We start from the raw sequence: 12,591 nt of genomic DNA, 5'->3' as shown, positions 1-12,591 counted from the left end.
GGCGGGCCGCTCGTGGGAGGAGGTTGGTGAGGCTCTCGGGCTCCCGGATGACGGTGAGCCGGTCGGTGAGGTGGCGTTCGCCTTCGTGGTCGAGGGACGCGAGCCGGAGCGACCGCGCGAGCTGTTTCGTCTGTCCTCGACGTCGTGGCGGTGCGGCTCGTGCGGCGAGCTGGTGAGCGACCGCGGGCCGTTCGAGTCGCACCCGGTCGACAACGAGTCCGGCCACACCGACGACTGCGCGCGACACCTTGCCGACGTGCAGGCGTGGCGCGAGCGCACCGGCTGGGAGGACTAAGTCATGGACGTGTTGTGGAGCCCCACCCCGCTGCTCCTGCTCGCTCTGGTCGCCGGCGCGCTGCTGGCCTGGGCCCGCCGGGCTCGAGGAATCGCCCTCGGCCTCGGACTGCTCGCCCTGCTGCCCACGCTCACGATCCTGCGGGCGCTGCCGTGGCCGCTGCTGCTCGTGCCCGCCATCGGGTTGCTGGTCTTCCTCCGGTACCGGTGGACGCGGTCGGCATCGGTCGTGTCCCGCTGGGGCGCACGGTCACGACGCAAGTCGGGCGTCGCGTCGTCGGTGGACATCGTGCGCTTCGGCGGGTCCGCGGCAATGCTGCGCCGCGCCCCGACCGTGCGCCCGTCCCTGGAGACTTTGTCCCGGTGGGAGCTGATGACCCTCCCAGTCCCCGAGGTTGCGGTACGGCTGTGCCGCTCAGGTGGGCAGTGGGTTTGGTCGTCCAACGAGGACGTCGTCGTCTCCGTCGGCGGGCCGCGGTCGGGGAAGTCCGGGTGGCTGGCCGGGCAGATCATCGATGCCCCCGGCGCCGTCTTGGCCACCAGCACCCGCCTGGACCTCCTCGAACTGTGCACCCCCTACCGCGAGCGCAAGGGCCCGGTCCTGGTGTTCAACCCGGCCGGTCTCGGCGAGGTGGCCTCGACGGTCACCTTCGACCCGCTGACCGGCTGCCAGGACCCCGTCGCCGCCGCCGAACGCGCCGCCGACCTGCTCTCCGCCGTCTCCTCCTCGGGTGGCGGGGACCGGGAGTACTGGGAGCTGCAGGGCCGCCGGGTGCTGGAGGCGCTGCTGCACGCCGCGGCGTTGGGGCACAGGTCGATGCGGGAGGTCATGGACTGGACCGCCGACCCCGAAGCCGCGCGTAAGGAGGTGACGGCGTTGCTGCGGCGGTCGCCGGAGCCGGGGTTCGGGGTGTCGTTCGAGCAGTTCGTGACCACCAACGACCGCACCCGGACCTCGATTACCTCGACGATCATGCCCGCCCTCGGCTGGCTCACCTCCGCCCCAGCCAGAGCCGCTGCGGGGCTCGGCCCCGAGGGCGCTCGGCCCCTGGACGTCGGGGACCTCCTCATGGTGCGGGGGACGGTGTTCCTGCTCGGTGGCGAGGAGTCCCCGACGGCGCCGCTGGTGTGCGCGTTGACCGGGTTCATCGCCCGCGAGGCCCGCCGGATCGCCGCGACCAAGCCGGGCGGGCGTCTCGACCCAGGGCTGCGGCTCGCCCTCGACGAGGCCGCCCTCATCTGCCCGGTTCCCCTCGAATCGTGGACGGCGGACATGGGCGGGCGTGGGGTGTCGATCCTCGTGGTCGTCCAGTCGCGCGCGCAGCTGCTGGCCCGCTACGGCGAGCACGGGGCGGCGACGATCCTGAACAACGCCGGGGCGGTGATGGTGTTCGGCGGCACCCGCGACCGCGACGACCTGCAGTTCTGGTCCACTCTCACCGGGGAACGCGACGAGCCCGCCGACACCTTGGACCCGCGCGGGAACACCGTCGCTCGCGGTACCCGCAAGACCTCGGTGCTGTCGCCGGCGCAGATCGCGAACCTGCCCGCTGGGAAGGTGCTGGTGATCCGCCGGGGCATGCCCCCGGTGGTCGGGTGGGCCCAGATGGCCTGGCGGCGCCGCGACGTGCGCTGGACCCGCCTCGCTCGCCGCCGCCCGAACACCGCGGGCCGCATCGTGCGCGGCGTCGACAAGGTCCCGCCGGTCCGGTGGGTGCTGCGGCGCTGGGTGCCCGGTTGGCCGGGCCCGCAGTTCACCCGACCTGCCTCGCCAGCGCTGCCGGGCGACGTGCTGGTCATCGATGGAGAGATCGTCCCGACTCCGCTGAGGGAGGAGTAGCCGTGTCCGACAACGCCCTCTCGATGCAGGACTGGCCCGAGCCCGACCCGGACTTGGCGCCGCTGACCCGTCGCGAGGCCGTCGAGCTGCTCGCCGAGCAGTCCGGCCGCTCGCGCGAAGTCGCCGAGACAATGGTCCGGGACTACCTCGACGAGACCAGTGCCCGCTTGGGCTACTCGGTGCACCGCTGGGGCCTCGACTCTGAGGACGTCGCGGAGATCCGCCGCGACTACGAATGGGTCGACTACGAGCAGGGCGAGACCCCCGCCGACGCCCGCGCCCGCGCCGCGGTCAACGCTGCCGGGTGGGCACACGCCGCCGCCGAGGTCGATCGCGAGCACAGCCCGGGCTACGCCTCCCGCGCCGATCGGGAGGCCGTCGAGTGGGCCGAGCGGGCTGAGGACGGGTGGTCGGCATGATCCCGCCCAGCCCCGCCGAGCCCGACGCCGCGATGGCCGGCCTCGCCCGAGACGTCGATGTGCTGCGCCGCCAGGTGGCACCGCTTCCGGCGCGGGTGGACGCACTGTCCGGTCTGCTCGCCGAGCTGGGGGAGACCGTCGCCGCCCTCAGCGCGCGCAAGCCGCCGACACCGGCGCCGTCCTGGCTGATGGCACCGACCGACCCGGAGGTGACCGGGCGGCTGCTCGACGAGGTCGCGGGTTGGCTCGCGCACGTCTACCTGCGCTACCCGGATGCGGTCGAGTCGTTCCCGGACTGCTGGTGCTGGCACCCGCACGTGGTCGAGGAGCTGCTCTGGCTGATGCACGCCTGGGCGGCCGCCTACCAGGGTCCGGCGGCGTCGGTGGCGTTGTCGGGGGACTGGCACGACCGCCAGCGCCCCGGCGTGGTCCGGCGGATTAAGGCGACGGCGGGGGTGTGCTCGCGGGAGAACCACCAGACCCGCCCCGGCTGGCCCGACCAGGTCACCGGCGCTCCCACGGTGCCCTCTGAGGCCGACCTGGACCGGATCGGCCGGTGGTGGGCGGACGCCCGCGAGGAGCCCGCCCCCGAGCCGCCGCGGACCGACAGCCGCATCGGCGAGGCGCTGCGGGGAGGTGTGCGATGAGCTGGAAGCGGTCGGCGGTGTGGCTGCCGGGCCTTGCAGTGGCGATCGGCGCGGCGATCGCGACCGCTCACGGCCTTTACGAGGTCGCCGTCGCCTCGCGGGTCCCCGAGCCGCTGGCGTGGCTCTACCCGCTGATCACCGATGGGCTCGCGCTCGTCGCCTATACCGCGACCGCGCGACTGCAGGGTTCGGCAGCCCGCTATGCCTGGACCGTCGTGGTGGTCGCCGCGGGGATGTCCGGGCTCGCTCAGGCCGCGTTCCTCGCCGGTGATGCGGGCGCGCTGGCCGCTCCGCCGTGGCTGCGGTTCGGGATCGGGGCGTGGCCCGCGGTCGCGGCCGCGGTGGTCGCGCATCTGCTGTACCTGCTCGCCGAGGACGGCCGTTCAGCGAACGACGGTGTACAGAGTTCAGTCGACCCTGTTCAGCCCGCGCCGTCGGAGGCGTTCAACCACCCTGCCGTCACGCACGGGATCGGCCCGGCTGTCGCCGGGCCGCGAGAGGCCGCCAACCCGTCGAGGCCTACCGATGAACGGGCGATCGCGCAGTCCCTGGCTCAGCCACCCGCAGCCGCTGCGGCGCCTGCCCGGGAGAAGGCCCGAGACCTCGCCCGCGCGCACTTCGAGCGCCACCGCGCCTGGCCGACCGTCTCCGAGCTCCAGGACGCCGCCGCCGTCTCGCGCGGCACCGCCTCCGCCGCGCTCAAGTCGCTCCGCGGCGACGACAACAGCCCCGAGACCGCACCCATCGCCCTGCACCTGATCACCAACACGACCGACGCCAGCCACTCCGACACCAGTCAGAAGACCACGCCATGACCAGAACCGAGAACCACGACCACAGCCACCGCAACTACTCCGAACGAACCACTCCACGACCAAGATCAAAGGACTCACACCATTGCATCACGATCGTCGGGTGCGGTCCGGCCTTCGGCCGACCGGGGATCACCACCCCTCTAGTTGATCTTGAAATGGCGGCGCGAGTGGTGAGGGTGGTGGGTGCGTCGTGCTGAGGATCGGCAACGGCTACAGCCCGGAGTACCTGCTCAAGGAGGTCGCGACCGGGCGGGAGAACTACTACACCGGCGCGGTCGCCGACGGGGAGCCTCCTGGCCGCTGGTGGGGCGCCGGCGCCGAGAAGCTCGGCCTGCGCGGCCTGGTCGACGCCGGGGACATGCGCGCGGTCTACGAACGGTTCCTAGACCCGCGCGCCGAGGGCTTCCGGGATCCGCAGCGATGGGCCGAGGTCCCGACGCTGGGGCACACCGGCAGGGCGTACAGGTCCGAGGACAAGCTGTACAGCGAGGCCGTTGAACGGGAGCCGAACGCCTCCCCTGAACGCCGAGCCGAGCTCCGTGTCGAGGCGGGCAAGAACGCCCGGCGCAACGTCTCCTTCTACGACGCCACGTTCAGCGTTCAGAAGTCGGTGACACTGCTGCACACCGCGTTCGAGGCCAAGGAGGTCGCCGCCCGAACAGCAGGGGACGCCGATACCGCGGCGGCATGGGGCCGGTTCCGGGAGGCGGTCGAGGACGCGATCTGGGCGGGCAACAACGCCGGCCTGGCCTACCTGCAGGACAAGGCCGGCTACACCCGCATCGGCCATCACGGCGGCGCGGCGGGCCGCCACGCGGACGCGCACGACTGGACCGTGGCGTCGTTCTTCCAGCACGACTCCCGCGAGCGGGACCCGCAGCTGCACATCCACAACACGATCCTCAACCGCGTCGAGGGTCCGGACGGGGCGTGGCGCACCCTCGACGGGCGCAGCCTCCACCGCTGGCGCGCGGCCGGGGCGGCGGTCGCCGAACGCACCACCGAGGAACGCATCACCTCCGCCCTCGGGATGGTGTTGGCGACCCGCCCGGACGGGAAGGCCCGCGAGGTCGTCGGGGTCCCGGCCGAGGCGATGGCGCTGATCTCGACGCGCCGCCACAAGCTCACCGCGAAGGCCGCCGAGTTCGTGTCGGCGTTCGAGTCCCGGCACGGGCGGGCGCCGACCAGCTACGAGCGCGAGCGCATCAACCAGGCCGCCACCCTGGCCAGCGCCTTCGGGCTGCGCAGCTGCTCGGGGACGACGGCGGGGAACGTGCCGGTCATCGATCCTGCGACCGACCCGGCCATGGCACGGAAGGCGCCCGTGAGGCCTGCGCCGGTGAAGAACGAGCCGGTCAGACCCGCACCGCGAGCTGCCACCGTCGGACGCGACCCGGCGCGCGGCCGTCCTCATGCTGTTCGCCGAGGGGCCGGAGGTGCTCCTCGTCGAGCGGGCGACCACGCTGCGCAACCACGCGGGCCAGGTCGCCTTCCCGGGCGGGCGGATCGACCCCGGCGACACCGGCCCGGTCGGGGCCGCACTGCGCGAGGCCGAGGAGGAGACGGGGCTGGATCCCGCGGGCGCGGTGCCGCTCGCCCTGCTGCCGGAGATGTTCATCCCGCCGTCGCGGTTCGTCGTCACGCCGGTGCTCGCGCACTGGGCGCAGCCGAGCCCGGTCCACGCCGTCGACCCGGCGGAGACGGCCACGGTCCTGCAGGTCCCGATCGCCGACCTGGCCGACCCGGCGAACCGGATCACCGTCAGCCATCCCAGCGGTCACCGCGGTCCGGCGTTCCTCGTGGCGGGGGTGCTCGTCTGGGGTTTCACCGGGGGCCTATTGTCCGCCCTGTTGGATCGCGCGGGATGGGCACATCCCTGGAACGAGACCCGGGTCCTCGACCTGGGCGCGGCGTGGGCGGCTGCCCGGTCGGACACCGGGCGGGAGGCTGCAGGCACGTGAGGCGGGCGTCATGAGCGAGCGTGCGAGCGGATCACCGGCCCGGCGCCCGCGCCCCGCAGCCCTCGGCGAGGGCGAGCGATGAGCTGGGTCGACGTCGTCGTGGTCGTCCTGGCCCTGGTCGCGGCGGTGTCCGGTTGGCGGCACGGGCTGGCCGTGGCGCTGCTGTCCTTCGTCGGCGTCGTGGGTGGCGCGATCCTGGGCGTGCGGATCGCGCCGCTGCTGGTGGACAGCATCCAGGCCCCGACCACGCGGATCATCGTGAGCATCGTCGTGGTGGTGCTGCTGGTGGCACTCGGCGAGACGATCGGCGTGTACTTCGGCCGCAAGATCCGCGACCGGATCCGCGGCGAGAGCGTCCTCACGGTCGACTCCACGCTCGGCGCCGTCGTGCAGGCGATCACCGTGGTGGTCGCCGCGTGGCTGGTGGCGCTGCCGCTGGCCTCGGCGAGCTTCCCCGGCCTGGCCGCGAGCGTGCGGAGCTCGGAGGTGCTCAAGGGCGTCGACTCGGTCATGCCGGAGCAGGCGCGCACCCTGCCCGCCGAGCTGCGCACCCTGCTGGACCGCTCCGGCTTCCCCGACGTCCTGTCCCCCTTCCAGGCCACCCCGATCCAGCAGGTCGGCCCGCCGGACCCGGCGCTGCTCAACCTGCCGATCGTGTCCGAGGTGCGCGACAGCGTGCTGAAGGTGCACGGCCGGGCCCCCTCCTGCCAGCGACAGCTGGAGGGCACCGGGTTCGTGGTGGCGCCCCAGCGGGTCATGACGAACGCCCACGTCGTCGCGGGCACCGACGAGACCACGGTCGAGATCGAGACCTCCCGCGGCATCCGGGAGCTCGACGCCCGGGTGGTCAGCTACGACCCGGAGGTGGACGTGGCGGTGCTCGCCGTCCCGGAGCTCGACGCGGACCCCCTGCGGTTCGCGCAGGCCCCGGCCGAGGCCGGAGACGACGCGATCATCCTCGGCTACCCGCTCGACGGGCCGTACACGATCTCCGCGGGCAAGGTCCGGGACCGCATCCAGCTCCGCGGCCCGGACATCTACGACGCCAACACCGTCACCCGGGACGTCTACACGGTCCGGGCCAAGGTCCAGTCCGGCAACTCCGGCGGCCCGATGATCGCCCCGGACGGTCAGGTGCTGGGCGTGGTCTTCGGCGCGGCCCTGGACGACTCGGAGACCGGCTTCGTCCTCACCGCCCCCCAGGTCGCCGCCGCACTCGCCGCGGCTCCAGGAGCCACCAGAGCAGCCCAGACCGGCGCCTGCGCAGCCTGACCCGCGAGTCCCCCACTCCCGACGCGCGAGTCGGACACCAGGACCCGCGAGTCCCCCACTTCCGACGCGCGAGTCGGACACTCCGCCGCTTCCGCGCCCCGCGCAGGCCGTAGCGTCTCGCGCGTGCACTCGAACGACGACGTCCCCCCGGGCTTCGAGCCGATCGTCACCTCGCCGTTCATCGAGTACCTCGGCCGGTTCCACTGGCTGCCGGGGACCGGCCGGTTCGGCATGCACGTCCGACCCGAGCACGCGAACACCCACGGCAACGCGCACGGCGGCTTCCTCGCGTCGATCGTCGACGTCGCCTGCTCCCGCGGGACCCGGTTCGCCCTCGGCGACGGCTCCACGGTCAGCACCATCACCATGACGCTCGACTACCTCGAACCCGTCGACGTGGGCCGGTGGTTCGAGGTCGACACGACCGTCGACCGGGCGGGTGGGCGGACGGTCTTCACGACCGGCCGGGTCGTCGTCGACGAGAAGGTGCTCGCGAAGGCCTCGGTCGTCCTCGCCCGGCACCGCCCCAGGCCGTGACCCGCCGCGACCCCCCATGTCCGACTCGCGCGTCGAAAGTGGGGGACTCGCGGGCCCTGGTGTCCGACTCGCGCGTCGGAAGTGGGGGACTCGCGGTCAGACGTCGCGGGTGATGGTCTGGTCGCGGCCCGGGCCGACGCCGATCGCGGAGACGGGGGCGCCCGTCAGCTCCTCGATGCGGTGCACGTAGGACTGCGCGTTCGCCGGGAGCTCGGAGAACGAGCGCACGTGCGAGATGTCCTCGAACCAGCCCGGCAGCTCCTCGTAGACCGGCACGGCGTGGTGGATGTCGGTCTGCGTCATCGGCATGTCGTCCACCCGCTTGCCGTCCACCTCGTACGCCACGCACACCGGCACGGTCTGCAGCGAGGACAGCACGTCCAGCTTGGTGAGGAAGAAGTCCGTGATGCCGTTGACGCGCTGGGCGTACCGGCCGATCACGGCGTCGAACCAGCCGCAGCGCCGGGGACGCCCGGTGGTCACGCCCACCTCGCCGCCGGTCTTGCGCAGGTACTCGCCGGAGGCGTCGAACAGCTCGGTCGGGAAGGGGCCCGAGCCGACCCGCGTGGTGTACGCCTTGAGGATCCCGATGACCCGGTCGATCTTCGTGGGGCCGATGCCGGAGCCCACCGCGGCACCACCCGAGGTCGGGTTCGAGCTGGTCACGAAGGGGTAGGTGCCGTGGTCGACGTCGAGCAGGGTGCCCTGGGAGCCCTCCAGCAGGATCGTCTCGCCCGCCTCGAGCGCCTGGTTCAGCAGCAGCCGGGTGTCCGCGATCCGGTGCGTGAAGCCCTCGGCCTGGCGCAGCACCGTCTCGACGACCTCGTCGACGTCCAGCGCGCGGCGGTTGTAGACCTTGACCAGCACCTGGTTCTTGAACGCCAGGGCCGCCTCGACCTTCTGGTGGAGGATCTTCTCGTCGAGCACGTCCGCCACCCGGACGCCGACGCGCGCGACCTTGTCCTGGTAGGCGGGGCCGATGCCGCGGCCCGTCGTGCCGATCTTGGACTTGCCCAGGAAGCGCTCGGTCACCTTGTCGATGGCGATGTGGTACGGCATGATCAAGTGCGCATCCGCGCTGATCATCAGGCCCGTGGTGTCCACCCCACGCCTCTCGAGGCCCTCGAGCTCCTCCAGCAGCACGCCGGGGTCCACGACCACGCCGTTGCCGATCACGTTCTTCGCACCCGGGGTGAGGATGCCCGAGGGGATCAGGTGCAGCGCGAAGTCCTGCCCGTCGGGCAGCACGACGGTGTGGCCGGCGTTGTTGCCGCCCTGGTAGCGCACCACCCACTGCACGCTCCCACCGAGCAGGTCGGTGGCCTTGCCCTTGCCCTCGTCGCCCCACTGGGCGCCGATCAGCACGATCGCCGGCATGTGAAACTCCAGTCCTGGCTTGCGGCGGGAGGGTAACCGATCAGGTGGCTTCGATCGATCAGGAACTGGTGCTGTTGACCTGTGGCGACAGGCCGGTGCGCCGTTTCCCGTTCCACGGTAGCCGCCCGGCGGCTCACCTCGGACGGGTGCCCGGCGTGCTGGCCCACGTGCCCGCGGTCTCGCTTCCCGCGCGACCCGGCAAGAACGACGTCGATCCCGTCCTCGACGAGCGGGAACCACGCAGGGTGATCGTCCACGGCGACGACGCCGATCTGGCGTCCGTGCTGGTCAGGCTGCTGCGCCGGGACCGGCTCGACGTCGAGGTGGCCTTCGTGCCCGCCACCCGCCGGTCCGCGGCGGCGCAGGCGTGGAACCTCCCGCGAGACCGGAGCGGGTCGGCGGCCCTCGCCCTCGACGCCCCGGCGAGGCCGACGCCGCTGATCCGGGACGACTCCGGCGGGGTGCTCGTGGGGCGCGGCGTGGTCCGCGACTTCGAGGGCGAGGCCTACTGCGACAACGTGCTCGTCCTGCGCGGGCGCACGAAGCGGCTGGTCGCCGTCCCCGGGCCCGACGGCGTGTCGGCCCTGCCCGGCAGGCAGGTCCGGGCCGCCACCGGGCGGGCCCTGCAGATCGGCTGCGTGGAGGCGTTCGTGGAGGTCGAGGGGGTCCCGCACCCCCGCCCCGTGCCGCGTTGGACCTGGTACCGGCACACCGCGGACTGGCTGCTGGTACGGCCCTGACCTGCGACGACACGATCACGCTCCGTCAGCGGATATATGGGTCCCGAAACGGGGGCGAAACATGCGGGCCGTAGAACTGTCGCCATGCACCTGAGCCCTCAGGAGCGGGACAAGCTGCTCGTGCACGTCGCGGCCGACGTCGCCCGCGCCCGGCAGTCCCGCGGCCTGCGCCTGAACTACCCGGAGGCCGTGGCCTTGATCACCGATCATGTCCTGGAGGGGGCTCGAGACGGGCGCAGCGTGTCCGAGCTGATGACGTCCGGGCGCACCGTGCTCACCCGGGCGCAGGTGCTCGACGGCGTGCCCGAGATGATCGACTCGGTGCAGGTGGAGGCCACGTTCCCCGACGGCACCAAGCTCGTCACCGTCCACTCCCCGATCGCGTGAGCACGCGACCCACCTCGGGCTGGGCGCCCGGGCAGGTCATCCCGGGCGACGAGCCGGTGGAGCTGAACCCCGGCAGGCCCCGGACCACCCTGGTCGTCACGAACACCGGCGACCGGCCCGTGCAGGTCGGGTCGCACTTCCACTTCGCGGCGGTGAACCCCGGCCTCGAGTTCGACCGCGAGGCGGCCTGGGGGACCCACCTGGACATCCCCGCGGGGACGTCGGTGCGGTTCGAACCGGGCGTCGAGAAGGAGGTCACGCTGGTGCCCCTGGCAGGCGCGCGCACGGTCCCCGGCCTGCGTGCGGAGTGGGCGGGCGCGCTCGACGAGCGCGACGCGACCCCCACCGAGAGGAACTACGGCGGATGACGACCCCTCCCACCCCGTCGGCCGCCGCGCCCCGGATCGAGCGCGGCCGCTACGCCGACCTCTTCGGCCCCACCACCGGCGACCGGATCCGGCTGGCGGACACGAACCTGCTGATCGAGGTCACCGAGGACCGCAGCCGCGGGCCCGCGTCCGGCGACGAGGTGATGTTCGGCGGCGGCAAGGTGATCCGCGAGTCCATGGGCCAGTCCGCCGTGACCTCGGCCGAGGGCGCTCCCGACCTGGTCATCACGGGTGCGGTGATCCTGGACCACTGGGGCGTCGTGAAGGCCGACATCGCCGTCACGGACGGCCGCATCACCGGGATCGGCAAGGCGGGCAACCCGGACACGATGGACGGCGTCGACTTCGTGATCGGCCCGTCCACCGAGGTGATCTCCGGCAACGGCAAGATCCTCACCGCGGGCGGGATCGACGTCCACGTCCACTTCATCACCCCCGGCCTGGTCGACACCGCGCTCGCCGCCGGGCTCACGACCCTGGGCGGCGGCGGCACCGGACCCGCCGAGGGCACCAAGGCCACGACCGTCACGCCCGGCCCGCGCAACCTGAGGCGGATGTTCCAGGCGCTCGACCACCTGCCGATCAACGTCCTGCTGATGGGCAAGGGCAACACCGTGTCCGCCGACGCCCTGTGGGAGCAGCTGCGTGCGGGTGCGGGCGGGTTCAAGCTGCACGAGGACTGGGGCACCACCCCCGCCGCGATCGACGCCTGCCTGCGCGTCTGCGAGTCCTCCGGCGTCCAGGCCGCGATCCACACGGACACGCTCAACGAGGCGGGCTTCCTCCAGTCCACGCTGGAGGCCATCGCCGGGCGCTCGATCAACGCCTTCCACACCGAGGGCGCGGGCGGCGGGCACGCGCCGGACATCATCGAGGTGGTGTCGGCGGCGAACGTGCTGCCGTCCTCGACCAACCCGACGCGCCCGCACACCGTCAACACGCTCGACGAGCACCTCGACATGCTGATGGTCTGCCACCACCTCAACTCCTCGGTGCCCGAGGACCTGGCCTTCGCCGAGAGTCGCATCCGCCCCACGACGATCGCGGCCGAGGACGTCCTGCACGACCTCGGTGCGATCTCGATGATGAGCTCCGACTCGCAGGCGATGGGCCGGATCGGCGAGGTGGTCATCCGGACCTGGCAGACCGCCCACGTCATGAAGGCCGCCCGCGGGGCCCTGCCGGGAGACGGCGCGGCCGACAACGCCCGTGCCCAGCGGTACGTGGCGAAGTACACGATCAACCCGGCGCTGGCGCACGGCATGGCCTCGCAGATCGGGTCGGTCGAGGTCGGCAAGCTCGCCGACCTGGTGCTGTGGGAGCCCAAGTTCTTCGGCGTGCGGCCGGAGGTCGTGCTCAAGGGCGGGTTCATCGCCTGGGCGCAGATGGGGGACGCGAACGCGTCGATCCCCACCCCGCAGCCGGTCTTCGCGCGGCCGCAGTTCGGGGCGGCGCCGCTGGTGGCCTCGGCGACCTCGCTGAACTTCGTGGCGGGGGTGGCCCTGGAGCACGGCTTCGGTTCCGGGTTGGCGAAGGGCGCCGTGGCCGTCGACGACACCCGGGGCATCACCAAGGCGTCGATGCTGCTCAACGACGCGACGCCCGAGGTGAAGGTCGACCCGGACAGCTTCGAGGTCCGGATCGACGGCGCGGTCGTCGTGCCCGACCCGGTCTCCGAGCTCCCCATGGCCCAGCGGTACTTCCTCTTCTGATGGGTCTCGCCTCCCTCGTGCTCGCCGACGCCCGGTTCCCGGGCGGCGGGCACGTCCACTCCGGCGGGGTCGAGGAGGCGGTGGCGCGGACGCTGGTGAGCGACGTCCCGACCCTGGAGTCGTTCCTGCGCGGACGGCTGCAGACGTCGGGCCTGATCGCGGCCGCCTTCGCCGCCGCAGCCGCCCGCACGGCGGCGGGCA

The 12,591-nt window shown here is 72.7% G+C and carries 13 protein-coding genes and 3 pseudogenes; 14 read left to right on the top strand and 2 right to left on the bottom strand.

Annotated features, from left to right (window positions below):
• The 6 genes and pseudogenes from H5J29_RS07065 to mobF form a co-directional block, all read left to right on the top strand.
• On the top strand, positions 1 to 295 hold a 295-nt coding region (locus H5J29_RS07065), incomplete at its 5' end, for a hypothetical protein (protein WP_220187084.1).
• Between the two features lie 3 nt (positions 296 to 298).
• Positions 299 to 2,134, top strand: a complete 1,836-nt coding sequence (locus H5J29_RS07060) for a type IV secretory system conjugative DNA transfer family protein (protein WP_181780104.1) — start codon at positions 299 to 301, stop codon at positions 2,132 to 2,134.
• Between the two features lie 2 nt (positions 2,135 to 2,136).
• Positions 2,137 to 2,553, top strand: a complete 417-nt coding sequence (locus H5J29_RS07055; RefSeq protein WP_181780103.1) for a hypothetical protein — start codon at positions 2,137 to 2,139, stop codon at positions 2,551 to 2,553.
• A complete protein-coding gene (locus H5J29_RS07050) occupies positions 2,550 to 3,200 on the top strand; it encodes a hypothetical protein (protein WP_181780102.1) in 651 nt (216 codons plus the stop codon). The genes H5J29_RS07055 and H5J29_RS07050 overlap by 4 nt, the downstream gene beginning before the upstream one ends.
• A gap of 17 nt (positions 3,201 to 3,217) precedes the next feature.
• Positions 3,218 to 4,015 (top strand): hypothetical protein, encoded by a 798-nt coding sequence (locus H5J29_RS07045; protein WP_181780101.1) that lies wholly within the window; start codon positions 3,218 to 3,220, stop codon positions 4,013 to 4,015.
• Positions 4,016 to 4,205: 190 nt separating this feature from the next.
• Positions 4,206 to 5,156: pseudogene (mobF, locus tag H5J29_RS07040) on the top strand (MobF family relaxase); the annotation flags it as partial.
• Between the two features lie 47 nt (positions 5,157 to 5,203).
• On the opposite strand, the gene H5J29_RS07035 reads toward mobF, so the two are convergent.
• Positions 5,204 to 5,395, bottom strand: coding sequence for a hypothetical protein (locus H5J29_RS07035; protein ID WP_181780100.1), 192 nt, complete (start codon positions 5,393 to 5,395; stop codon positions 5,204 to 5,206).
• Here H5J29_RS07035 and H5J29_RS07030 point away from each other — a divergent pair.
• From H5J29_RS07030 to H5J29_RS07020, 3 genes and pseudogenes are all read left to right on the top strand, one after another.
• Positions 5,392 to 5,976, top strand: a pseudogene (locus tag H5J29_RS07030) (NUDIX hydrolase); the annotation flags it as partial. The gene H5J29_RS07035 and the pseudogene H5J29_RS07030 overlap by 4 nt on opposite strands.
• Positions 5,977 to 6,054: 78 nt before the next feature.
• Positions 6,055 to 7,248 carry a MarP family serine protease gene (locus H5J29_RS07025; RefSeq protein ID WP_181780098.1) on the top strand — a complete coding sequence of 398 codons (1,194 nt, stop codon included), beginning with the start codon at positions 6,055 to 6,057 and terminating at the stop codon, positions 7,246 to 7,248.
• A gap of 123 nt (positions 7,249 to 7,371) precedes the next feature.
• Positions 7,372 to 7,785, top strand: coding sequence for a PaaI family thioesterase (locus H5J29_RS07020; protein WP_181780097.1), 414 nt, complete (start codon positions 7,372 to 7,374; stop codon positions 7,783 to 7,785).
• 96 nt (positions 7,786 to 7,881) lie between these two features.
• Here H5J29_RS07020 and H5J29_RS07015 read toward each other — a convergent pair whose 3' ends face one another.
• Positions 7,882 to 9,162: an adenylosuccinate synthase gene (locus tag H5J29_RS07015; RefSeq protein WP_181780096.1), complete on the bottom strand. Its 1,281-nt coding sequence runs from the start codon at positions 9,160 to 9,162 to the stop codon at positions 7,882 to 7,884.
• Positions 9,163 to 9,308: 146 nt separating this feature from the next.
• Here H5J29_RS07015 and H5J29_RS07010 point away from each other — a divergent pair, with 146 nt between their 5' ends.
• The 5 genes and pseudogenes from H5J29_RS07010 to H5J29_RS06990 form a co-directional block, all read left to right on the top strand.
• Complete coding sequence (locus tag H5J29_RS07010) at positions 9,309 to 9,902, top strand: hypothetical protein (protein ID WP_312858098.1); 594 nt, start codon at positions 9,309 to 9,311, stop codon at positions 9,900 to 9,902.
• 84 nt (positions 9,903 to 9,986) lie between these two features.
• The gene (locus H5J29_RS07005; RefSeq protein WP_181780095.1) at positions 9,987 to 10,289 is read left to right on the top strand and encodes an urease subunit gamma; all 303 of its coding nucleotides are present in this window, start codon (positions 9,987 to 9,989) and stop codon (positions 10,287 to 10,289) included.
• Positions 10,286 to 10,657, top strand: a complete 372-nt coding sequence (locus tag H5J29_RS07000; protein ID WP_181780094.1) for an urease subunit beta — start codon at positions 10,286 to 10,288, stop codon at positions 10,655 to 10,657. Before H5J29_RS07005 ends, H5J29_RS07000 begins: the two co-directional genes overlap by 4 nt.
• Positions 10,654 to 12,390 carry an urease subunit alpha gene (locus tag H5J29_RS06995; RefSeq protein WP_181780093.1) on the top strand — a complete coding sequence of 579 codons (1,737 nt, stop codon included), beginning with the start codon at positions 10,654 to 10,656 and terminating at the stop codon, positions 12,388 to 12,390. The genes H5J29_RS07000 and H5J29_RS06995 overlap by 4 nt, the downstream gene beginning before the upstream one ends.
• Positions 12,390 to 12,591: pseudogene (locus H5J29_RS06990) on the top strand (urease accessory protein UreF); the annotation flags it as partial. The gene H5J29_RS06995 and the pseudogene H5J29_RS06990, both read left to right, overlap by 1 nt.

Source organism: Pseudonocardia pini, from assembly GCF_013870575.1.
Taxonomy (GTDB): domain Bacteria; phylum Actinomycetota; class Actinomycetes; order Mycobacteriales; family Pseudonocardiaceae; genus Pseudonocardia; species Pseudonocardia pini.
Note: the sequence above shows the minus strand (reverse complement) of the source record. Positions and strands in the feature narration are given on the sequence as shown.